The sequence below is a fragment of the Flavobacterium sp. genome, from assembly GCF_031422135.1.
GTDB lineage: Bacteria > Bacteroidota > Bacteroidia > Flavobacteriales > Flavobacteriaceae > Flavobacterium.
Window position 1 is genome coordinate 71,252 of record NZ_JANOQD010000105.1, and the last position, 23,985, is coordinate 95,236.

Sequence of the window (23,985 nt, forward strand, 5' to 3'; positions counted from 1 at the left end):
ATTACATACATTTTTTTTTTAAAACTTAACTACACTTTATGGAACACATAGCAATTATAGGGAATGGTATTTCAGGTGTAACATTAGCGAGACATATTCGTAAACTTTCTGACAAAAAAATAACGATTATTTCTGCTGAAACCGATTACTTTTTTTCAAGAACAGCTTTGATGTATGTTTTTATGAGACACTTAAAGTTTGAACATACACAACCTTATGAAGCTGATTTTTGGAAAAAAAACAAAATAGAGCTCAAAAAAGCATTTGTAAATAGAGTTGATACGGAAAATAAAAGCCTATTTTTTTCGGATAATTCAACTTTAAAATACGATAAATTAGTCATTGCAACGGGATCTAAACCTAACAAATTTGGCTGGAAAGGTCAAGATTCAAACGGTGTTTTTAGTTTGTATAGCAAACAAGATTTAGAAAAAACAGAACAATTGGCTCTTAACTGCAAACGAGCAGTAGTAGTAGGAGGAGGATTAATAGGAATCGAATTAGTCGAAATGTTATTGTCTAGAAACATTCCAGTAACCTATTTGGTTCGGGAAAAGAGCTTTTGGTCAGGCGTTTTGCCTTCTGGCGAAAGCGAAATGATAAGCAAGCACATTGTAGAACATCACGTTGACTTGAGATTGGACACAAATCTGGAAGAAATTATTGCTGACGAACTTGGAAATACAAAAGCAATTGTAACGGACAAAGGAGAAACTATTGATTGTATGATGGTTGGAATTACAGTAGGTGTTTCGCCAAATATTGATTTTCTAAAAGGGTCAACTATTGATATAAACCGTGGCGTCAAAGTCAACCGATTTTTAGAAACTAACATAAAAGATGTATATGCTATAGGTGATTGTGCGGAACAACACGAAGCCATAGGAAACCGAAAAACTATTGAAGCCGTTTGGTACACAGGCAGAATGATGGGTGAAACTTTGGCACAAACCCTTTGTGGAAACCCGATGCAATACAATCCAGGACATTGGTTCAATTCTGCAAAATTTCTAGATATTGAATACCAAACATACGGTTGGGTTTTTTCAAAACCATTAGAAAATGAAGAACAGTTTTATTGGGAACATTCGGCAAACAAAAAAGCCATTCGAATCTCGTTTGACAAAGAAACCAAAGTGTTTTTAGGAATTAATACTTTTGGGATTAGAATGCGTCACGATTTTTTTGATAAAATACTTACCGAAAAAAAATCAGTATATTATGTTATGGAACATTTAAAAGAGGCAAATTTTGATCCTGAATTTTTTAAACCCCACGAAAAAGAAATCCAAGTTCAATTCAATTTACAGTTTAAAAATCTAGAAACAGTATAAATTATGAGTATATTAGACAAAAACATATCTATCGCTTCACATCAAGATAGTAATTTAAAAACGTCTCAAAAAATAGGCTTAGCACTAGGTTTTGTAGGTCTTTTTATATTGGCAATAGCTTTTTTTAATGTTTCTATTCCATATAAAATGGCTTGGCTTACAGGAGCATTACTTTCTATTTTATTAGGATGTATTATTTATGCAAACGCAACTTATTTATCTCGTCCTGAAGGAATAAGTAATAATGGAGTATATGCCAAAAGCATTTCTAATAAAGGGATTGTAGCTTGGATAATAGGAATTGTTTTAACAGCATTTTATGTTGCTTTATACTGGTTTCCAAAATATTTAGGGCTGGGAGAGAATGGAATTGCTAATTCTGGAATTGTAGCTTTTTTTGATCCGTTAAGTTTGCTTTTGAATGGTAAAGTTGCCTCACAATGGTTTGTTTATGGAACATTGTATACGGTAGCAATTTTAGGTTTAGGATATAAATTTATATTGAAATACAGACACAATAAATACCAGTTGGTTCGAACCATTTCTGTAATGTTCTTTCAGTTAGGTTTTGCTTTTTTGATACCTGAAATTTTAGAAAAACTAAATCCTGAGAAAGCTTATTTTGCTAAAGATTTGAAGAATATGTGGCCATTGAATTATTATTTTTTCAACGATTGGCATCTTAAAAACATGCTGGCTGGTGAAAATCTTGGAATGTTTATGTTGGTTTTTGGTATTGCAATGATATTCATAATCTCGCCAATATTGACTTATTTTTACGGAAAAAGATGGTATTGTTCTTGGGTTTGCGGTTGTGGTGGTTTGGCCGAAACTGCAGGCGATAGTTTCCGTCATTTGTCAAATTCAACACAAAAAGCTTGGAAATTTGAGAGATGGTCTATACATATCGTCCTAGTACTTTCTTTTGTAATGACAATTGCGGTTGTTTTTACTTTTTTGAATGACAATCCTGATTTGAGTTTCATTACAAAAAATCAATTTGTTAATGGGATTGTTGGTTTTTTAATTGTTTTCACAGCGGTTTTGTATCGTTTTAAACGCAACGATTTGGATACTGACGCTAAGTTTACTTTAGGTTCATTAGTGGCAGTTATTATTATTTCGTTACTCATAAACTTCTTTTCTGGAAGTTCAAATATACTTTTTATAAACAGTAATTCCTTGCGTGAATGGTATGGTTTTGCCATTGGTTCTGCCTTTAGTGGTGTGATAGGAGTGGGGTTTTATCCCATTTTAGGAAACAGAGTTTGGTGTCGCTTTGGTTGCCCAATGGCTGCAATATTAGGATTACAACAACGTTTATTTTCTAAATTCCGAATTACTACTAATGGTGGTCAATGCATCTCTTGCGGTAACTGCACCACACATTGCGAAATGGGAATTGATGTTCGTGCTTATGCTCAAAAAGGAGAAAACATTGTGCGTTCTTCGTGTGTAGGTTGTGGAATTTGTTCTGCCGTTTGTCCTCGTGGTGTTCTAAAATTAGAAAATGCATCAGAAAATGGAAGAATAAATGCGAACGAGATTTTACTTGGAAATGATGTTAACTTGATGGATTTGATAAATAGAAAATAAAATTCACTTTTTTGAAAACCAAATTCTGTGATTTTTCGTAAATGTAATTAGCAATAAACATAAAAACAAAAAGTATGAAAATTTCAAAAAAATCACAAATTACATTCTTATTTCTTTTATTTTCGTTTCTAGTAAATGCAAATACAGTAGAAGTTTTTTTTCAAAAATCAGATTATTTTTTTAAATTGTATGTATTCAAGAACAAAGTTGATTATGCAGCAATAAAAAAAGATCCTAGTCTGCTTAATGAAATTGTAGCGATATCTGCCGATTTGGATTTGTCCGTTTTGGAGAAAAACAGCTATAAGGCTTTCTGGATTAACGCTTATAATATTATGGTGATAAAAGGAATTGTGAGTAATTATCCAACATCATCAGTTCAAGAAATTAAAGGTTTTTTTGATAAAAAAGTCTATAAGATTGGCGGAGAAGAGATAACGTTGACTAATATTGAAAGGTATAAATTAAAATCCATACTTAAAGACTCGTTTCTAAATTTTGTTCTTGTATGCGCTGCAAATGGCTGTCCGCCTCTTATAAACCAAGCCTATATGCCTGATATGATAGATCAGCAATTAGAAAATCAAGCGAAAACATCGATTAATAATCCCAATTTTATTCGAGTAAACAAAAAAGCTAAAGTGGTAGAAATATCAGAAATTTTTGATTGGTACCGACAAGACTTTATTAATCAAGACGAACGAATTATTGATTTTATTAATAAATACAGAACCGAAAAAATTGACAATACGTATACTATTGAATATTACAAATACGATTGGACATTAAATACTAAAATTTAAGTTGCGATACTTCTAAATTCAAAATAAAATAGTAATTTTCAAAAATAATATTTGCAAATGTTTAAAGCGATATATATAGTCATAATGGTTGCTTTTTTCCAGTTTTCGGATGATAAAATCTATGTCAAAAATTATTTCGACAACGGTCAAATGAAGTCGGAAGGATGGATGAAAAAAAATCAAAAAGAAGGATACTGGTTCTCCTATTACGAAAATGGAAACAAAAAAGAAGAAGGACATTTTAAAAATAATAAAAAAGCCAAATGGTGGATTTATTATAATGTAAATGAAGGTATAGAAAAAAAATGTGAATTTGAAAACGATGTAATGAACGGATATTGCATCATTTATTTTAATGGAGACGTTGTTAGAGGTGAAAAATACCAATCAGGAAAAAAAATTAAACAGTGGAATAGTCTTTCAGAATTCAAAAAAGACAATTCCATATCACAAACCAAATGAAGATAATAAAAGTTATAATTCCTGCATACAATGAACAAGATGCCATTGCAAATGTCATAAATGAAATTCCTAAAATTGTTGATGAGGTTATCGTTATAAGTAACAATTCAACAGATAAAACAATTGAAGTTGCAAAAAATGCTGGAGCAACTGTGCTTTCAGAAAATAGAAAAGGATACGGTTTTGCTTGTTTAAAAGGTTTAGAATACATTGCTTTGCAAGAAGTGAAACCAGATATAATAGTTTTTTTAGATGGTGATTATTCGGATTTTCCAGAAGAGCTAACAAAAATAGTTGCGCCAATTCTTGACCAAAATATTGATTTTGTAATTGGTGCAAGAGTGTCGTCATTACGAGAAAATGGATCAATGACACCGCAGCAGGTTTTCGGAAACTGGTTGGCAACATTCTTAATGAAGTTGTTTTTTAAGGCTAAATTTTCAGATTTAGGGCCATTTAGAGCCATCAAATATGATAAATTAGTACAACTTCAAATGGAAGACAAAACCTATGGTTGGACTGTAGAAATGCAACTTAAAGTGCTAAAACAAAAAATGACTTATGTAGAAATCCCAGTCCGATACAAAAATCGTATAGGTATTTCTAAAGTTTCTGGAACAGTAAAAGGAACGGTTATGGCTGGAATAAAAATAATTGGATGGATACTCAAATACTCCTTAAAAAAATAAAATGATTTTAACCATTTCGTATATAATTATAGTCATTTACAGTATCTCGATTCTATTATTATTCTTGTATAGTTTAACGCAATTCAATTTGTTAATCAACTATTTGAATAGTAAAAAAAACAGTATTATAAACGAAAAATTTGATTTTTCCAACCCATCAGAAATACCATTAGTAACCATTCAATTGCCAATTTATAACGAAAAATATGTGGTGGAACGATTGCTTGATGCCATATCAAAATTAGATTATCCTTCAGAAAAATTAGAAATCCAAGTTCTTGATGATAGTACTGATGATAGTATTTTGCAAACCATAGCATTAGTCCAAAAATACCAAAATCAAGGAATTGATATCAAGCACATTACAAGAAAAATTAGAACAGGATTTAAAGCGGGTGCATTAAAAGAAGGACTTGTAACAGCCAAAGGAGAGTTTATTGCTATTTTTGATGCTGATTTTATGCCCAAAAAAGACTGGTTGTATAAAACAATTCCAAATTTTAAAAACCCAAATGTTGGGGTAGTTCAAACTCGTTGGGGGCACATAAATCGCGATTATTCGATGCTTACTAAAATACAAGCCTTTGCTTTAGATGCTCATTTTACTTTAGAGCAAACAGGGAGAAATTCCAAACAACATTGCATTAATTTTAATGGAACCGCTGGAGTTTGGAGAAAATCATGTATTCTTGATGCAGGAAATTGGGAAAGTGACACGTTAACCGAAGATTTGGATTTAAGTTATAGAGCACAACTTAAAAACTGGAAATTTATTTATCTTGAAGATGTTGAAACTCCTGCGGAATTGCCTGCAATGTTAAGCGCAGCCCGTTCGCAACAGTTTCGATGGAACAAAGGTGGTGCTGAAAATTTTGTAAAAATGGCTTCAAGAATCGTTTTGGCAACTACCATTTCTGGCAAATCAAAGTTTCATGCCATTCTTCATTTACTCAATAGTTCTATGTTTTTATGCATATTTGTAATGACAGTGTTGAGTGTTCCTATGTTGTATCTCAAAAATAATTTAGTTCATTTGAGTTTGTATTTTGATATTATGGTGTTTTTTATTATTACATCAATTATTTTCTTTGTGTGTTACTGGTTCACTTTCAAGAACATACAGGGTGGAGGTTTTAAAAATTTTATAAAATATACGGGACTATTTTTTACTTTTTATACCATTGTGATGGGTTTTTCATTTCAAAATTCAATTGCGGTTTTAGAAGGATTGTTAGGTAAAAAAAGTGAATTTATTAGAACGCCAAAATTTAATATTGAAGCTTTAAAAGACAAATGGAAAGACAATATTTATATTTCTAAAAAAATATCAAAAAATACTATTTTTGAAGGGTTATTGATTTTTTATTTTTTATTTGGAATGTATAGCGGTTATAAATTCAACGATTACGCCTTGTTTCCTTTTCATTTGATGTTGTTGTTAGGATATAGTTATGTTTTTGTACAATCAGTAAAAGCCAATTAGTTTGCTGAATTTTAATACAAAATACAGCAATTATACTTTTTTACTTTTAGTTTCAATTTGCTGTTTCGTGTTGGGTTATTTTACAGAAAGAGAAGAGTTTGAAATGTTAATTGCAATCTATATTTTCGTGTTTATGACATTTGTGTATGCAATGAATTTAAAAATAAATGCCAATCATCTTTTTAAAATAGGCTTACTTTTTAGAATTATTTTTCTGTTTTCTATACCGTTTTTATCTCAAGATTTTTATAGGTTTATTTGGGACGGAAGACTTATCATTTCTGGAATAAATCCATATGAATTTCTACCCAATCAAATTATTGATACACTGGTAAGCTTCTCACAAGCGGATATTTTATATCAAAAAATGGGTGATTTGAGTGCGGCTCATTATTCTAATTATCCACCTTTTAATCAATATATTTTTGCTATTACTGGATTGCTTTCTGGAAAATCGATACTTGGATCCGCCATAGTTTTTAGAATAATAATTATTTTGACTGATGTTAGTATTTATTTTTATGGAAGAAAAATTTTAATACATTTCAATCAAAGTCCCGATAAAATATTTTGGTATTTCTTGAATCCGTTGGTTATAATAGAACTTACTGGAAATCTTCATTTTGAAGGCGTAATGTTGTTGTTTTTGATACTTGGGTTTTATTTTTTGATACAGAATAATTGGTTTTTAGCAGCTGTTTTTATTTCCATTTCCATTTCAGTTAAGTTATTGCCCTTGTTATTATTGCCTATTTTTTGGCGTTATTTAGGTTGGAAAAAAAGCATTGCATTCTATTTTTGGATTATAATTTTAAATCTTCTTTATTTTATTCCGTTTTTAACACACAGTCTAGTTAGTAATTATTTAGAAACTATTACATTATGGTTTACTAATTTTGAATTCAATGCTAGTATTTACTATCTTGTTCGGGAAATAGGGTTCTATTTCAAAGGGTATAATATTATAGGAACAGTTGGAAAAATCACTCCAATTATTACAATACTGATAGTGCTTTTTTATGCTTTTTTCAAAAAAAATGAATCCGTCCAAAAAGTTATTACCCATTCTTTAATCGCCTTAACAATTTATTTTTTTATTTCTACAACTGTCCATCCTTGGTATGTGATTAATCTGGTATTATTAAGTGTTTTTACAAAATATAAATTTCCAATTGTATGGAGTGCTACCATAATTTTAAGTTATTATGCATATGGTATCACACCATTTAAAGAAAATATGATACTTATTTTTATAGAATATTTAGTTGTTATAATTGTATTTCTATTTGAAATAAATAACAAACAGTTTCCTTATACATCTTTAATAAAATCATCAAATTCTAGGTAAAAACCTTCCAAAGCGTCCATTTTTGCATTAAAAAAATCAAAAATTTCATCCCAGTAATTTCGATTACTAACACTTACACTGTTTAGTTCTACCCAAATTCTGCAAATAGTTTTGCCTGATTCCAGTGTGTGATTTTTTTCAAAAACCAAATTTTTAATATAATCTTCTTCTAGAATAGCTTTCAAAGATTCTAGTTTCTCAAAATAGGCTACTCGTTTTTCGCCATCACGCATTTCAATATCAATAAGCACTTGAGCTTTCTTGTTGTCTACATAAAATTTAAACGAAAAATCTTTGATTTTTGTATCATACAAAATCCATTTTCGAGGATATTTTTCGGCAAATGCAACCCAAAACTCTCTTTTTAATCGTTGTGCTTCTTCTTTACTATACATTATTTATCTGGTGTCAAAATTTGTAAATTTAACTTATTAGCCTATCTTTATGTTTTTAATGTTAAAAATCAATAGTTTAGCAGTTTGTAAAATTTTAAAAAATGGAATTCTTAAACTTTTTAAAATACATTCCAAAAATAGCAAAAGAAACGCTACCAGCTACTATTGCACATCTAAAAATGGTACCACCCAATCGGTTGGAATTACTTCGAAAGCAAGAAATGTTGAATATTCCTCCTAGAAAAGCAGCCGTTTTAATGCTTTTGTACCCCAAAAATAATATTACACATTTGGCATTGATTGTTCGAAATACATATCCTGGCATACATTCTTCTCAAATTGCATTTCCGGGAGGAAAAGTAGAAGAATATGATGCTGATTTATCTGAAACCGCTTTGAGAGAAACGCACGAAGAAATTGGAATTCATTCGGATAAAATAGAAATCGTAAGAGCATTTACTGAAGTCTACATTCCACCAAGTAATTTTTTGGTTGCTCCATTTCTTGGTTTTTCCAAACAAGAACTAGAATTTACACTAAGTCCAGATGAAGTAGCTGAAATCATTGAATTGCCTATCAATCAATTTCTTAACGATAAAAATGTAGTCAAAGTTAAAATGTCCACATCGTATGTGACCAATATTGAAGTGCCAGCTTTTCAAATTAACGAGCACTTAGTTTGGGGTGCTACAGCAATGATGATGAGCGAATTAAAAGAAATATTAAAAAAAGTCTTATAACTTAATAGTTTTTGTAAATTTGTAGCTTACTATTTTATTAAAATTATGGGATTATTCAAACGCAATCCTTTTGGACATATACTTTTTATCAAACTCTGGTTAATTAGAATTTTGGGTGCTTTAACCCATCGCAGGTATCGTGGTTTTAACGAATTGCAAATAGATGGTTCAGAGATTATAAAAACATTACCAGACTCAAATGTTCTTTTTATATCCAATCACCAAACCTATTTTGCTGATGTAGTGGCTATGTTTCACGTTTTTAATGCCAGTTTGTGTGGTAGAGAAGATAATATCAAAAATATAGGTTACTTGTGGAGACCCAAAATGAATATTTACTATGTAGCCGCAAAAGAAACTATGAAATCAGGAATTCTACCTAGAATTTTGGGATATGTTGGTGCTATAACTGTAGAGAGAACTTGGCGTGCAGGAGGAAAAGACGTTAATCCAAATGAAAAAAAAGAAATCAATCCGAACGATACCGAAAACATTAAAATTGCTTTAGAAGATGGTTGGGTTATTACCTTTCCGCAAGGCACTACAAAATCGTTTAAACCCGTTCGTAAAGGAACAGCACACATTATCAAACAACACAGACCTATCGTTGTGCCTATTGTTATTGACGGTTTTCGTCGTTCGTTCGACAAAAAAGGATTGCGACTCAAAAAGAAAGGAATACTACAATCGTTCACTATAAAAGAACCATTGGAGATTGATTATGATAACGATACTATCGAAGAAATTGTTGAAAAAGTAGAATATGCTATCGAACAGCACGCATCGTTTCTAAAAGTAATTCCTGTAGAAGTCCTTGACGAACAAAAAGAATTGGACAGAATGCGTCAGTGGCAGTACTAATTAGTCCTAAAGTCAAAAGTCTCAAAGCTAATGGGACTTTAAGACTTTTGACTTTTAAACTATATTACAAGTCAATCTTTTTCAGTTCCTGGTAATTCACTTTCAATTTCTTGAGCAAGAAACCGTAAATCAATCTGTAAATCACCCAAAACAATCCAGTAATAGCAGCTGTTACTAGAACAATTACCAAAAATGCAATAAGATAAAAACTATCTGAAATACTGTTTAGGTTTTCATTACTAGCTTTTTCAACACCCATTTTAAAACTATAAGTCAAAATTGCAATCGAAAAAACTGCAAAAGCAACCAAATTGAATAAAATATAATTTTGAACTGTTTTTCTAGTTTTCAAAATATTTTTCATCAAGAGTTTTGTATTATCTGTAGTCGAAACTTTTCGGTACATCAAATAGAAATTGACAATAAAGTAAACAATCACAACATACAAAAAGGCGGTAAAAGCTAGATAATAATTGTATATCCCAAAATCTTTTAGGAGTTGCGTATTGTCACTATCAAATTTTGTAAACGACAATCCAATACTCAAAACAAATCCCAATCCTAACTCAATCAAACTCACAATAAAAATCCACTTCACAGTCGAAGACGAACTTTTAAGCATTAGCTTATAAATTTCATTTTCGGTGATTTTAGGATAATTATCCTTATTCCAATCTTTTTTTAACAAATCTAATTCTTCCATATATATTGCTCCTTACGGATTAATAATTTTTTTCAATTTACCTTTTATTCGGTTCATTTTAACCCTAGCATTTACTTCGCTAATACCTAATGTTTCAGATATTTCAGTATAATCCTTGTCTTCCAAATACATAAAAACTAAAGCCTTTTCAATATCATTCAATTGCTGCACTGCTTTATATAGAAGCTTAATGTGCTCCTCTTCTTCATAATTATACTCCTCTTGTAATACAAAATGAGTGCCAGATTCAAATTCAATGGCATTAATCGATTTCGTACTTTTTCTATATAAAGTTATTGCTGTGTTTAAAGCAACCCGATAAGCCCAAGTCGAAAATTTGGAATCCCCACGAAACTTCGGGAAAGCCTTCCACAACTGAATCGTAATTTCCTGAAACAAATCATTATGTGCATCTTGCCCTTGAGTATATAATCGACAAATCTTGTGAATTATATTCTGGTTTTCCTTCAATTGTGCAACAAACGATTGTTCTAAAGCAGTACTCATATTATAGTAAGTAGTCAAAAAGTTAATTTTGTTACAAGATAATTCTTTTTTTAGAAGCACCAACATTTCATTCCAGATGAAACCTTGTCCCGCTTTCGGCTTTATCCACGCTGAAAAAGCGTGGGATATCGCCTCAATCGGGGCTATACAGAAACATTCCCGATTCTAGGCAAACATACCTCACACATTGTTTTTCTATTTTTAAAATACCCAATGGTAGGTCTCGACCAAAAAAACTTTGTAACTTTGTAACTTTGCAACTTAGTAACTCTGAACCTTTGCCACTTTAAAAATGAACATTCCACAATCAAAAAAACCTCGAGTTGTCATCATAGGTGGCGGATTTGCAGGAATTTCCATAGCCAAAAAACTAAGAAACAAAAACCTACAAGTAGTGCTTCTTGACAAGCATAACTACCACACTTTTCAACCTCTATTATATCAAGTCGCTACTGGTGGACTAGAAGCAGGTTCCATAGCCTATCCAATTCGGAAAGTAATCCAAGAATACAAAGATTTCTATTTCCGATTAACTTCCGTTAAAGAAATTGACACCAAAAATCAAAAAATCATTTCCGAAATTGGAGATTTAAACTACGATTATCTCGTTATTGCCACAGGATCTAAAACTAATTATTTTGGCAATAAAGAAATCGAGCGCAACTCGATGTCAATGAAAACTATTCCGCAATCATTGAATATCCGAAGTCTAATTCTCGAAAACTTCGAGCAAGCCGTTCTTACCAAAGATGGTAACGATAAAAATGCGTTAATCAATTTTGTACTCGTAGGTGGTGGGCCAACAGGAGTAGAGCTTGCTGGAGCATTAGCCGAAATGAAAAAAGCCATACTCCAAAAAGATTATCCAGATTTGGATATGAGCAAAATGCAAATCAACCTCATTCAAAGTGGCGACAGAATTCTGAACACAATGAGCGAAAAATCGTCTAAAGCTGCCGAAGATTTTCTTCAGAGTTTGGGTGTAAAAATCTGGAAAAACGTCCGCGTAACCAACTACGATGGTCGTACCATAACTACAAATTCTGATTTAACTTTCGAAACCGCAACAATGATTTGGACAGCAGGTGTTCAAGGCGCAGTTGTTACTGGATTAGATGCAAAATCATTAGTCGAAAAAGTAGAGCGCATTCGGGTAAACCAGTTCAATCAAGTCGTGGGGTATCACAATATTTTTGCCATTGGCGATATTGCCTCAATGGAAACCGAAAATTTCCCACAAGGTCACCCAATGATGGCACAACCCGCTTTGCAACAAGGCGATTTGTTAGGAAAAAACATTGTCAAATTCATCCATAAAGAACCGATGACTCCGTTTGAATACAATGACAAAGGTTCAATGGCAACCATAGGTCGTAACAAAGCAGTGGTGGATTTGCCACGCTATCATTTCCATGGTGTTTTTGCTTGGTTTGTTTGGATGTTTGTGCATTTATTTTCATTAATTGGATTTAAAAACAAAGCAGTCGTTTTCTTGAATTGGGTGTACAATTACATTCGTTTTGACCGAGAAGGGCGTTTGATTATTCGTCCATATAAAAAGAAAAGTTTTGTAACCTTTACGAGTGATGAAGTCTAAATTATGGAAAGAAGAGATCTTATTCAAGACCAAATAGATCAGCTGGGTGCTGTTTTAGCTAATATGTTATCTAAAATTTTAGGTTTAAAAAACCAAGCACTAGCAGTAGAATCTGTTCAGGTTGTGAACCAAGATTTGAAAGACACACTTGGTATAGACGATTTTTTATCTTTAAGTTCGGATGAATTGCTATCTGTTTTAGAAAAAAATCCAAATTTCAATAGTACTAATTTAGAAAAACTTGCTAATAACGTATTACTAATTGCAGAAAGTCTGGATACTGAAAATAGTAAAAATTTATATCAAAAAAGCTTTCTGATTTTTGAATTAATTAATAGAAAAGAATTGACGTATTCACACGAGAGATTTACTAAAATGAAAAATATTGAAGCTGTTTTAGAAAATTATAAAGCTTTATCTTCATAATAATTCACCATCAAATCGACAAACTTACTATAACTTTCTAATTCGTCTTTTTTTTTCAATAAATTATCCTAAAAACTTTGAAATATAGTATCAACAAATAGTATTAGTTTAAGTGAAAATAATACTAGTATTTCGGTTTTTGTTTTGTTCCTCTAAAATTCACAATTTCGACAACACTTTTTTTACTGTTTGTTCTATAAACTAGATAATTATTTTTGTCAACTATTGCTTTATGTAGATTTTTATAGCTTTCTGATTTTGGATATAAATCTGGATTAAGACTAATTTGAACTATTACTTGATTTATTTTTTCTTCCAGTTGCAATATTTCTTTTGCTGTCCATTCTGCTTCTAAATATTTTAGTACTCTTTCTAACCCTTTATCTGCTTGTGGCGCCCATTTTATTTCTAATGCCATTTTGCAAATTTCTTCATTACATCTTCATTATTTATAAATTCATTTTTATCAGCTTCCATTAATCCAATTTCTATTTCAGATTGCTCATCAATAGATAGGTCTAAAAACCAATCTTTGTTTTTTTTACTAGACATTAAAACCTTTTCGAGTTTTTCTAATAACACTTCATCAACTCTAGTTAATTCTTTTATGAAATTATATTTTCTTGTTGCTAAATCCATAACAGTAATTTTATGTGTTTCACAAATATACAAATTTTGTTTTATATTTATTTTTCTATTGTAAGTTTAGGAATTTTGAAAAATGTATTTGCAACATAAAGTTTTTAGAATGAAATGATGTTACTTTATAATTCCCTCTTCTCATAATAATTCACCATCAAATCCACAAACTTACTATAACTTTCTAAACCATCTTTTTGTTGGTTGAATTTCAGAAAATTATCATAAAAAATCTTAAAACCGGTATCAATAAATGTCTGATGGCTTTCCCAAAAATCTTCGCTTTCTTGATAATTTTTTAAAACTCCTGGATGTATTGTTTTTAGTAATTGTTCTAAAATTTCAGGATTTCGAGCGTCCCAATTCGACAAGCAATACCGCAAAGCATAACTGTAACCGGAATATTTAAAATACAAATCTTCGTTTTTTGTTGTGGCTAGAAATCCAATGAAATTGCATTCGCTTTCGCTGGCATAACCCATTTGATGTGCCATTTCGTGACAAGAAGTCATCGGGAAACCATATTTTGGAATCATATAGTTTACTTGCGACTCATTGGTAAATGGATTCAAATAGCCGCCAAAACCCATATAAGTTAGTGGATAACTAAACAATGATTTCTTCTGACTTGGAAATTCATATTTAAAAAAAGAATATTCATTTGAAAGGCTTCTATAACCAATCAATGATTTTTCAAAGATTTGATTTTGGGTAAAAGGATTGACAACTTTTTTGGCAGTATCGTTTGTGATTTGAAAATGAATATCATTGGTTTTTGCAATTATTTTTTTTGTAAAATTGAGCAATTGAGCGTCAGAATATTCGGTTTTAATATTCATTTTTTCAAATAATGGTAATCGATGGTAGTTAAAAGCCCACAAAAAATGAAACAGAAAATAAACTACTGAAATAACACTCAAAATAGAAAGCGTATTCGATTTCCAACCCGTTTTTCTATTTTTATAAATCCATTTGACGCTCCAAATAATTAAAATTCCATATAAAACATCTCCAAACGAAAACGGAATCCATCCCAAAACACTTCTTGAAAATTTTGAAATATAAGGATATAAACCATTACTGTAATAACGTTCTACAAATTCAGGAAAAAACGAAAGTATTTTCAGACCTATAATTTGAATCAATAGTAATAAAGGAAGTAAAAACTGTTTTTTTGGCATTATTTTAAAATATTTTTTCGTTTTTTCCAGAAAAAGTATAAACAGAAACACCCATTAATTGATTGTCTTTTACAATTTTTTGAAGATTTGTTTCCGTATTTTGTGCAAATAGCGAAATGTAGAAAAGCAATATTAATAGTATTTTCATTGTGAACTATTTTTATCAAATATAGATTTTTTTAAAAATAAACTAAAACTTTTATCAAACTAACTTTGTAACTTTGGCATTACGTAATTTAGAAACTAAAAAAATGAGTCAAGAAATAAGAAATTTAGAGCCAAAAAATCTTTGGAATAAATTTGCCGATTTAAATGCTGTACCGCGTCCATCTAAAAAAGAAGAACGTGTAATTGAATTTATGAAAAACTTTGGAAACAGTCTAGGATTGGAAACTTTTGAAGACGAAATTCGAAACGTTATTATCCGAAAACCCGCAACTCCAGGAATGGAAAACCGCAAAGCACTTGTTTTGCAAGGACATTTAGATATGGTACATCAAAAAAATAATGATACCAATTTTGATTTCGACAAACAAGGAATCGATATGTATGTTGATGGCGATTGGGTTCGTGCTCGTGGTACAACTCTTGGTGCTGATAATGGTCTAGGAGTAGCTATGATTATGGCAATTCTGGAATCTAAAGTCATCAAACATCCAGCCATTGAAGCCTTATTTACCATTGACGAAGAAACAGGAATGACAGGTGCTTTGAACCTTAAAGGTGGTATTCTTCAGGGTGATATCCTTTTGAATATGGATACTGAAGAAGACGATGAAATTGATATTGGTTGCGCTGGAGGAATAGATGTTACCGCCAACAGAAGCTACAACGAAGAAGAAACACCAGAAGGTTCTGTAGGTTATGCTATAACTGTAAAAGGCTTAAATGGTGGACATTCTGGAATGGATATCCACAAAGGTTTGGGGAATGCCAACAAGATTATGAACCGTTTATTGTTTGATGGATTCGAGAATTTTGGACTTCAAATTGCAGAAATTTCTGGTGGAAGCTTACGCAATGCTATTCCTCGTGAAAGCGTTGCTAAAGTGATTGTAGCCGGAATGTATGACGAAGCGTTTGCATTTGATATGCAAGAAATCATCTCCGATATTAAAACCGAATTTAAAGCAACAGAACCCAATTTAACTATAGAAATCACAAAATCTGATTTGCCTAAAAAAGTGATGGATTTGGGTGTGCAAGAAGGATTAATCCGTGCAATATATGCAGCCTTAAATGGTGTATATCGTATGAGTGCTGATATGGATGATTTAGTAGAAACATCCAATAATATTGCCAGAGTGATTGTAAAAGATGGCGAAATTTCGATTCAAAATTTAACCCGTTCTTCAGTCGAAACATCTAAGATGGATTTGGCAAATGCCTTGCGTTCTGCTTACGAATTGTTTGGTTGTGAAGTTACTTTTGGAGGTAGCTATCCTGGTTGGACTCCGAATGTAAAGTCTGAAATTTTAGATGTATTAGTCACAATTTATGAAAAGCAAAACAACGAAAAACCTAAAGTAGTGGCTTGTCACGCTGGTTTAGAATGTGGAATTTTAGGTACAAATTACCCTGATATGGATATGATTTCCTTTGGGCCTACCATTCATGGAGCACATAGCCCAGATGAAAGAGCTTCGATAAAATCTTCGCAAAAATTCTATAAATTTGTATTGGAAATTTTGGAGAATATTCCAGTAAAATAGATTTTATATTTTTTTAAAAAGACCTCGTTAACTTATTTTTACGAGGTTTTTTTTTACTACTTTATAATATGTTTTTTAACTAAATCTAAAACGACAGTTTTATCTAAAGGTTTCGAAATATAATCGGTAAATCCAGTTTCAACTATTTTTGCGATTTCTTCAGGAAAAGAATACGATGTTTGAGCTATAATTGGAATTTTAGAATCTAGTAATCGAATTTCTTTAAACGCTTGATAACCATCCATATTTGGCATTCTGATATCCATAAAGACTAAATTAAATAAAATAGTTCCTTTAAAAATACGTACTGCTTCAAGACCGTCGACAGCTCGTATTACCTGTATTTTATTTGATTTTAATATTTTTTGAATCAATAAGTAGTTCACATTATCATCTTCGGCGACTAAAATTTTTATTGTATCTTCAAATAATAATTCTTCTGAATCAGAAATTTTAAGTTCCGTTTCTACAAAATTTTCTTCATATTTTAATGGAATCCAAAATTTAAAAGTGGAACCAATCCCAACTTGAGATTGAACCGAAATTTCTCCTCCTAACATTTCAACATAAGCTTTTGAAATTGCCAAGCCTAAACCAAGTCCTTCATTTGCAGAAATACTATGAACATTTAACTTGTTAAAACGTTTGAAAATGTTGTCTTTAAAATTTTCGGGTATTCCAATTCCAGAATCTTTAATTTCAAATACAATTTTATGATTCAATGAATCAATATCATAATCTAAAACTACCGAACCTTCATCTGTAAATTTTAAAGCATTGTTTAATAAATTTATTAAAATTTGACTTAGCTTAACCGAATCTGTAATTATATTTTTTTTAGAACTTGCTTTATTTTTAATGATTTTAAAATCAAGATTTTCTTTGGTATTTGTAATCGAAATGGCGTCAAAATTTGATTTTACAATAGTGTCAAGATTAACAGCACTGTAATTTGGTAGAACCAAATTGGTTTCAATTTTTGACATTTCTACTAAATCATCAATAATTCCAATTAAGTTTTTACCGCTATTTTTAATAATCGTTATGTATTCATTTTTTTCTTTCTCGGTGATGTTTGGATTAGCCATTAAATCTGAAAACCCAATAATGGCATTCATAGGTGTACGAATTTCGTGAGATAAATTCATTAGAAAAGCTGATTTGAGCCTGTCGCTTTCTTCCACTTTTATTTTAGATTTCTGTAATTGTATTTTTTGATTGTTGTTTTCTTCAAAAAGCTTACCTATATAGCGAAACTCCCCTCGAATTTTTTTCAAAGATTGTATGGCACTTTGATCACCTTTAAGAACGTTAGTGATTAATTTGATAGGTGTTTTAGACCATTTTTTAGCATAATAAAAGAATATTGAAAAACCTATAATTGACGCTAATGCAATTATTCCAAGGATGGTTTTGGTTGTTGAAAAATTTACATTTATGGGTCTTTTAAATACTAATGCGTCGATTTTTTTACCATTTAAATCCTTTAAAGGGTATGTTATAAACATATCCTTAGAGTCAATATTTTCATTTTTATTGTAAAATGATATTCGTGATCCACTTATTTTTTCTAGATTATTAAAGTATTTTGAATCTATGAGTTTAACCATAAAGAAATAACCTCTAGGTTTTGTTTTATTCTTAAAAGGATCTTCAGACGGATGTATGGTTGCCCCATAAACTTCAACATATCCCTCTGGAATTTTCATAATAAATTTAAGGATTTTCCTTTTATATAAAATTGGAAAAACCTCTTTTGGGATATAATTTTCGGAAGTTATTTTTAATGTCGATACTTTTGTAATAAATTGACTGTCAATATTATAGGAATCTATATAGTCTACCTTGTTAGTGTCAACCAAATAGGAAATGGATGAATTAAACCATTTTATGTCTTTGTTTTCTACGAAATTTACTAACTCGTCCCAATAGGATATTTCAGTTATTAATGCGAAATAGGATTCAGAATTTAGCTCTAATAAAGCATTAATTTCTTTTTCGTAAAGTTCAGTTGTATTTTGTGAAACTTGTTTCTGTTGTTGTATACTATAGTAGAATAATATAAAGTATAAGACAAAAAAACTTACTGCTGATACTAACAACAAAAATACCACTTTGGAATAAGTAGATACTTTTAGATTTTTTCTAGCTGTAGTAAATGACATTTGTAGATTTTGGAGATTTACTCTATAAATGTATAAAAAAATATTTATAAAAAAATATTTTTCCTAATTTATCCAACAAACATCAATATAATCAATGTAAAAATCAATCCGGCTAAAGCTAATTTCAAGCCTCTAATTTTAAAACTAAATTTTCCTACTGGAATCATAAGCTCATCAGTAATCGCAATTAAGGAAAGATCAAAATATCAATATAATAAATCCGCCAGTTAAACGTGTTTTTATGCAGTTTCATCATATGACTAGTTAGAGGCGTTTTCTAATAGGTTTCAATTTCACTTTTGCCCGTTGTCAAATCGATTTCATTTTAAATTAAAGTGTTTAAAAAGTAAATTCCAAAGTCGCATAAAAAGTTCTATTGTCCGAAGGTATAATTCCTGGACCTGGATATCCTGTGGCACGTCTTGTAAAATAACTGTTGTTGGTAAAATTGTTTATTCCAGATTCTATTTTAAAATATTTGAATTTATACGAACAAGAAAAATCGGCAACATAATAAGACGGAATACTTCCTGAAATCCCATCGTTTATATCATTATTTCTTAAGTCACTATTCGCACTCGATAATTGTTCAGAAATATAAGTAAACTGAACTGACGATAAAAAGTTTTTGTATCCAATTCCAGTTCCAGTTTTAAGATTTATTAAAGGCACAAATTCTACTTTATTGCCTTGAATTTTTGGAACATCTGATTTTAAATACTCAGAATCCGTTATTGAAACATTTGAAAAAACAGACCAATTAAAATTTTCATTTGACTTTAAAAAAGTTTTACTCAAACTCCAATCAAACATAGTTTCGAAACCATAAGTAATTGCTGTGCCTAGGTTTCCACGAAAACGAATGATTAGATTTCGTGAATTTGTTGTATTGAATTCACCAATTTTGTTATCATAATACAACCCAAAAACATTAGTATCAAAGGTGATTTTATCACCAATTTGTCCTCGAATTCCAATGTCTGAAGTATAGCCTTTTTCGTCAGAAATGTTTTCATCAATCTCGAAACTTGGATTGGCAGTGCGTATATCGTTAAAAGTTACTGAACGGTAATTTTGAGAAACATTTCCATAGAATTCAATTCTGTTTTTGGGTTTGTAACTCAAGCCAATTCCTAGCAAAAGCAAGTTTCTATCTTTGATATTTTCTTCAGGTATATTTTTATCAAGGATTATATTTCCAGCAAAATCGCGGTTTATTTGTCTATAAAAACCATTGGCTTGTGTTTTTATATTTTCGAATCTAAACCCTGGTGTTATAGAGAATTTTGGTGATATTTTGAAAATATTTTCCCCAAAAATAGCCACATTCAAATTTGGATATTTATAATCAGATTGATTTGCATAGAATGGAAACTCTGTATTGGCAATAGTAAAATTGGCATCTGAACCAGAGCTTCCTGCATTCTGAATTCCTGAATTATCAGCTTGATAATATTTGGCGCCAATCAAAAAAGCACTGTTGTTATTTTTGATTTTATATCGTTTCAAAAATCTGGCTTCGGCTCCCCAATTTTTGAATTCTCCAATAATTAAATCTCTTTCTGTGCCTAAAACATCATTTCCTGAAACTCTATTTGTACGATAACCAACTGCTTTTCTGGAAGCATCTAATCCGAATAATTGCAAGGAAAAATCTGTTGTAGAATTAAATTTATGTTTCAATCGCAAAGCAAATAAATTCCAGTTTACTGCAAACCAATTTCGAGTTCTGTTGCTTTGCAAAGGGTTTTCTTCAAACATACTGTCAGTTAAACCACCTGCTTGTTGCGCTAGATAACTGTAATGAGTATAATCAAAATGTAAAGAAGTTTTATCGGTAAATTCATAATTTAAGTTGGCAAAATAATTTTTAGATTCAAATTTTGAATTGGGTCTAAAACCATCGCCTTGCTTGTAATTGTAAAAAGTATAGTAACTAAATTTGCCGTTGGTTCCCGATAACGAAGTAAAATTGGTAAATAAATTAAAGGAACCAATTGTATTTCTAGTGACCACTTCAAAAGGTTTTGTAGTTGGTTTTTTTATTTTAAAATTGACCAATCCGCCAAATTGTGTTCCATATTGTAATGATGCGGCGCCACGAACAACTTGTATTTCTGCTAAACCTTCGGTTGGTGTTGCATAATAACTTTCGGGATAACCCAAAACATCGGCAGAAATATCATAATCGTTTTGGCGTGTATTAAAGTTTGAAGTTCGGTTTGGATCTAGTCCGCGACCACCAATGCTAAGTTGCAAACCGCCATCGGAACTTTCGTTTATAGTTAAGCCTACAACTTGTGCAAAAATTTGTCTAGCATTATTCGTTGCTTTATTTACGGTGAGTTTTTCAATCGAGATAACTTCGGTTTTTTTGCCTGCATAAATAGCTGTTTCTTCAATATCTCGCAACTTATTTAAGGCAAATATCTTTTCCTTTTGTTTCTTTACAACAACTTCTGAAAGGTTATTTGTTTTTTCTAGAACTATTGTTTTATTGGTTTCTGATGTTGAAATTTCGATGTCTAAAAAACCATAATTTTCTTTATAAAATGTAAAATCATAACTTCCTGATTTTTCTACTTCAATAGAAAACGTTCCATTTTTGTCTGAAAATGATTTTGTACCAGTTGTTTTATTATAAATTTCTACTAATGGTAATTTTGCACCAGTTGACGAAGTGACTGTTCCAGAAATTGTATTTTGAGAAAAACAATTGAAGCTAAAAAGTATAAAGAGTAAAAATTTAAAATCCGATAATTTCATCGTTAAAAGGTAAAATCCAAGTTTTGGGTTGGAAAGATTCATATTCGTTGGCAAGATTTATTTTTTGGTCTATGTATTTTTGACTCAATCGACCGTTTAATGCGACATAACTTTCTACATAAACTTCGGGATTTTGAATTCCTTGTTTTTTATAATAATCGCAAAGATAGTGCGCATATTCTAAAATAAAATCAGGTTGAAACGACATTTGTTTTTCTTGAAAAGTCGTTAGAAAGTGACTGTTATTGATTCTTATTTCTTTTTTAGAAATTTCATCTTTTACAATAAATTGAGTGTAACCCGCTTTTTCCATAATCATAACGCGCCAAGAAAAACGAAATCCTTCTTCGGTCCAAAAAAGTTCGTCTTTATATAAAAAATAACGAAAAGGAAATAGCAATTGAAAGGCAATAAATAAACTTATAAAATTTAGTTTTAGTTTATTACTAATAGTATACTGTTGGATTTTTACTTTTCCGTTTTCGAATAAATTCGCATTAATTGAAAATAATTTTGAAAAGTAGTTTAAACATTTTTTATGAAAATTAGCATCAAAAAATATCAAAGTACTAATTATCATTATATATGGAAAAACGCCGATAGGAAATAAAATTCGTGTCAAAACGTGAAAAATCACAACCATTACAAATGCAAAAATTCGAGTACGTTTGTACAATAACAAAAACACAATACTCAAATCGTAAATCATTCCTGTCCACGAAAAAGCATAATGTACCCAATTTTCATTCAATAAAGAACCAATAATAGGTATATTGGAGTTGTTGGGCAGCCAAATTTTGAGTGGCATTGCACTGAATAACCAATCGGAATTGAGTTTGGCCAAACCTGCGTAAAAATATACGATTCCTAATAAAAGTTTAAGAATATCAATAGTCCATTTTGGGATTTTTTGAAAAGAAAGTTTAGAATTTCTAAAAGCATCAATAGAATATGAAGCGTTTGCTGGTAGAAAAATTAATACAAAACTTATTATGGAAACAAAATAATAATGATTGAGATACGTCGTTTTATCTATCAATTCGATATAAGTAAAACTAAGAAAAAAGGTGATGATTGCAAGTCGGTATTTATAACCAATAGCGACACATAATGCTGCAATTCCTGAAATTATAAACAATAAATAAATATAATTCCCCATTGGTTTTACCCAACCAAAACCATAATACGTAAAATGAAATTTAGGTTTGATATAGAATTCGGCAATCCAATTGTAACTTGCAAAACGTATTAGACTAAAAAACATCATAAAACCAAACGCTAGCCTAAAAAATGCTAGCGTTGCGGTTTCTGAATAAGAATTCAAATATGTTTTTAGACTAAAATTCATTGATTAATCGCCATCACCATCTACATAATCAATAGAAATATTCAAGGCTTGCATCATATCTAATTTAGTGTAAATTACATTTTGTTGCAAAGCATCGTAAGCAGCAAGCATTTTTGTATTATCAGTATTTACTTGTGTCGAAAAACTATTGTTCAACACATTATTATTGGTGTAAATAGGGGTGAACTGATTGTTAATAATATCACTTAGCTTCTGACCATTTCTAACAGAATTCAAAAAATCTAAGTATGATTTTAATCCTTCTCCAGTAGTTTCAGATCCAAAATGTTTACCATTAAAAAAATCTTGACTTGCTTTCACAGCTTCGTTTAATAATATTTTAGAAATATCATTCTTATAAAAACCTTCCACTTTTTCAGGAAATTTTACGCCACTAGAAAAAACACCAGCAGGAATTCCTAATTTGCCAGTTCGAATGTCTTTCTCCAAATTTTTCACAAAGTTATTTGTTGTTTTGTTTACAGAACTGCTTACAGAAGTTCCATTGTTGGCAATATAACTAGCCTTGAAGCTTGAATTCCAATCGGTTACAATAGCATCTGCATTGGTTTTTAATCTATTGGCAACGGCTAGCAAATATTGTTTGTAATTTGTTGCGTTTGTATTCGTATCATAAAATCCAACTATTGTAGCATCATCTGCTCCTAAACCATTTAGTAAATAATCTAACGAAGGAAATCCTTGTTTGTCAAATTGTGATAGCAATGTCAAATTATAACTTCCAGAACTAATATTAGTTTCAATTCCTGCTGCATTTGTTGGATAAGTATTTGATGATTCTTTAATATAAACTTCTTCTGCTTTTCCAAAATTGTAGATCGAAATATATTGATACGCTTTGTAAGATTCTAACCAAGATGTTCTAACGGTTTGCAAATTTGAAACCGATGGCGTAGTGTTGAAACTGTTAATATCCGTAACTAATACTTGTACTTTTGCTTGATAATTCACATAACTAGGCACAATAATGTTATTAGCCCAATTGGTTAAAAGTGCCGTTCTATCGTAATTATTTAAAGGTATAGACGAAGAGTTCTCATCTTTAGAACAAGCAAAACCTAAAATTAACAAAACAAAAAGTGGAATTATTTTTTTCATTTGGAAATATTTTTTACAAAATTACGAAAGAATTTTTAGTTATATTTACTTAATCTAAATAAACTTTTGCAAATTTATAATTATTTTTGAAATTTTAAAATAAACAAAAGT

General features: G+C 30.6%; 23 protein-coding genes. 12 read left to right on the top strand and 11 right to left on the bottom strand.

The window, feature by feature from the left end; translation table 11 throughout:
* The first annotated feature begins 38 nt into the window (after positions 1 to 38).
* The 7 genes from RMO70_RS13590 to mptB all read left to right on the top strand — a co-directional run bounded on the left by RMO70_RS13590 (position 39) and on the right by mptB (position 7,715).
* On the top strand, positions 39 to 1,334 hold the full coding sequence (locus RMO70_RS13590; RefSeq protein WP_310556981.1) for an FAD/NAD(P)-binding oxidoreductase: 1,296 nt from the start codon (positions 39 to 41) through the stop codon (positions 1,332 to 1,334).
* Between the two features lie 3 nt (positions 1,335 to 1,337).
* A complete protein-coding gene (locus RMO70_RS13595) occupies positions 1,338 to 2,930 on the top strand; it encodes a 4Fe-4S dicluster domain-containing protein (RefSeq protein WP_310556982.1) in 1,593 nt (530 codons plus the stop codon).
* 74 nt (positions 2,931 to 3,004) lie between these two features.
* Complete coding sequence (locus RMO70_RS13600) at positions 3,005 to 3,733, top strand: DUF547 domain-containing protein (protein WP_310556983.1); 729 nt, start codon at positions 3,005 to 3,007, stop codon at positions 3,731 to 3,733.
* Between the two features lie 57 nt (positions 3,734 to 3,790).
* Positions 3,791 to 4,195 (top strand): hypothetical protein, encoded by a 405-nt coding sequence (locus RMO70_RS13605; RefSeq protein ID WP_310556984.1) that lies wholly within the window; start codon positions 3,791 to 3,793, stop codon positions 4,193 to 4,195.
* A complete protein-coding gene (locus tag RMO70_RS13610) occupies positions 4,192 to 4,884 on the top strand; it encodes a glycosyltransferase family 2 protein (protein ID WP_310556985.1) in 693 nt (230 codons plus the stop codon). Before RMO70_RS13605 ends, RMO70_RS13610 begins: the two co-directional genes overlap by 4 nt.
* A 1-nt stretch (position 4,885) precedes the next feature.
* Positions 4,886 to 6,367 (top strand): glycosyltransferase family 2 protein, encoded by a 1,482-nt coding sequence (locus RMO70_RS13615; protein WP_310556986.1) that lies wholly within the window; start codon positions 4,886 to 4,888, stop codon positions 6,365 to 6,367.
* A 103-nt stretch (positions 6,368 to 6,470) separates the two neighbouring features.
* The gene (gene mptB, locus RMO70_RS13620) at positions 6,471 to 7,715 is read left to right on the top strand and encodes a polyprenol phosphomannose-dependent alpha 1,6 mannosyltransferase MptB (protein WP_310556987.1); all 1,245 of its coding nucleotides are present in this window, start codon (positions 6,471 to 6,473) and stop codon (positions 7,713 to 7,715) included.
* Here mptB and RMO70_RS13625 read toward each other — a convergent pair.
* Positions 7,679 to 8,110: a DUF4268 domain-containing protein gene (locus tag RMO70_RS13625; RefSeq protein WP_310556988.1), complete on the bottom strand. Its 432-nt coding sequence runs from the start codon at positions 8,108 to 8,110 to the stop codon at positions 7,679 to 7,681. The genes mptB and RMO70_RS13625 overlap by 37 nt on opposite strands.
* 101 nt (positions 8,111 to 8,211) lie before the next feature.
* Between RMO70_RS13625 and RMO70_RS13630 the strand changes: the two genes are divergently transcribed.
* Both RMO70_RS13630 and RMO70_RS13635 read left to right on the top strand, forming a co-directional pair.
* Positions 8,212 to 8,850 carry a CoA pyrophosphatase gene (locus RMO70_RS13630; RefSeq protein WP_310556989.1) on the top strand — a complete coding sequence of 213 codons (639 nt, stop codon included), beginning with the start codon at positions 8,212 to 8,214 and terminating at the stop codon, positions 8,848 to 8,850.
* A gap of 45 nt (positions 8,851 to 8,895) precedes the next feature.
* A complete protein-coding gene (locus RMO70_RS13635) occupies positions 8,896 to 9,711 on the top strand; it encodes a lysophospholipid acyltransferase family protein (protein ID WP_310556990.1) in 816 nt (271 codons plus the stop codon).
* Between the two features lie 64 nt (positions 9,712 to 9,775).
* Here the strand turns inward: RMO70_RS13635 and RMO70_RS13640 are convergent, their stop codons facing one another.
* Positions 9,776 to 10,414, bottom strand: a complete 639-nt coding sequence (locus RMO70_RS13640; protein ID WP_310556991.1) for a hypothetical protein — start codon at positions 10,412 to 10,414, stop codon at positions 9,776 to 9,778.
* 12 nt (positions 10,415 to 10,426) lie between these two features.
* Entirely contained in the window at positions 10,427 to 10,921 is a 495-nt protein-coding gene (locus RMO70_RS13645) for a sigma-70 family RNA polymerase sigma factor (RefSeq protein WP_310557027.1), read from the bottom strand.
* A gap of 292 nt (positions 10,922 to 11,213) precedes the next feature.
* On the opposite strand from RMO70_RS13645, the gene RMO70_RS13650 reads away from it, so the two are divergent.
* Positions 11,214 to 12,518, top strand: coding sequence for an NAD(P)/FAD-dependent oxidoreductase (locus RMO70_RS13650; protein ID WP_310556992.1), 1,305 nt, complete (start codon positions 11,214 to 11,216; stop codon positions 12,516 to 12,518).
* A gap of 3 nt (positions 12,519 to 12,521) precedes the next feature.
* Complete coding sequence (locus RMO70_RS13655) at positions 12,522 to 12,944, top strand: hypothetical protein (protein WP_310556993.1); 423 nt, start codon at positions 12,522 to 12,524, stop codon at positions 12,942 to 12,944.
* A gap of 124 nt (positions 12,945 to 13,068) precedes the next feature.
* Here the strand turns inward: RMO70_RS13655 and RMO70_RS13660 are convergent, their stop codons facing one another.
* From RMO70_RS13660 to RMO70_RS13675, 4 genes are all read right to left on the bottom strand, one after another.
* Positions 13,069 to 13,362, bottom strand: a complete 294-nt coding sequence (locus RMO70_RS13660; protein ID WP_310556994.1) for a type II toxin-antitoxin system RelE/ParE family toxin — start codon at positions 13,360 to 13,362, stop codon at positions 13,069 to 13,071.
* Complete coding sequence (locus RMO70_RS13665) at positions 13,353 to 13,583, bottom strand: hypothetical protein (protein ID WP_310556995.1); 231 nt, start codon at positions 13,581 to 13,583, stop codon at positions 13,353 to 13,355. Before RMO70_RS13665 ends, RMO70_RS13660 begins: the two co-directional genes overlap by 10 nt.
* A gap of 125 nt (positions 13,584 to 13,708) precedes the next feature.
* Entirely contained in the window at positions 13,709 to 14,764 is a 1,056-nt protein-coding gene (locus RMO70_RS13670) for a DUF3810 domain-containing protein (protein ID WP_310556996.1), read from the bottom strand.
* Positions 14,765 to 14,768: 4 nt separating this feature from the next.
* Positions 14,769 to 14,912, bottom strand: coding sequence for a hypothetical protein (locus tag RMO70_RS13675; protein ID WP_310556997.1), 144 nt, complete (start codon positions 14,910 to 14,912; stop codon positions 14,769 to 14,771).
* Between the two features lie 103 nt (positions 14,913 to 15,015).
* Between RMO70_RS13675 and RMO70_RS13680 the strand changes: the two genes are divergently transcribed.
* Positions 15,016 to 16,476, top strand: coding sequence for an aminoacyl-histidine dipeptidase (locus RMO70_RS13680; RefSeq protein ID WP_310556998.1), 1,461 nt, complete (start codon positions 15,016 to 15,018; stop codon positions 16,474 to 16,476).
* 56 nt (positions 16,477 to 16,532) lie between these two features.
* On the opposite strand, the gene RMO70_RS13685 is transcribed toward RMO70_RS13680, so the two are convergent.
* The 4 genes from RMO70_RS13685 to RMO70_RS13700 form a co-directional block, all read right to left on the bottom strand.
* Positions 16,533 to 18,641, bottom strand: coding sequence for an ATP-binding protein (locus RMO70_RS13685; RefSeq protein WP_310556999.1), 2,109 nt, complete (start codon positions 18,639 to 18,641; stop codon positions 16,533 to 16,535).
* Between the two features lie 339 nt (positions 18,642 to 18,980).
* The gene (locus RMO70_RS13690) at positions 18,981 to 21,407 is read right to left on the bottom strand and encodes a TonB-dependent receptor (protein WP_310557028.1); all 2,427 of its coding nucleotides are present in this window, start codon (positions 21,405 to 21,407) and stop codon (positions 18,981 to 18,983) included.
* Positions 21,388 to 22,755, bottom strand: a complete 1,368-nt coding sequence (locus RMO70_RS13695; RefSeq protein WP_310557000.1) for an HTTM domain-containing protein — start codon at positions 22,753 to 22,755, stop codon at positions 21,388 to 21,390. Before RMO70_RS13695 ends, RMO70_RS13690 begins: the two co-directional genes overlap by 20 nt.
* Before the next feature lie 3 nt (positions 22,756 to 22,758).
* On the bottom strand, positions 22,759 to 23,874 hold the full coding sequence (locus RMO70_RS13700; protein ID WP_310557001.1) for an imelysin family protein: 1,116 nt from the start codon (positions 23,872 to 23,874) through the stop codon (positions 22,759 to 22,761).
* Between the last annotated feature and the right edge of the window lie 111 nt (positions 23,875 to 23,985).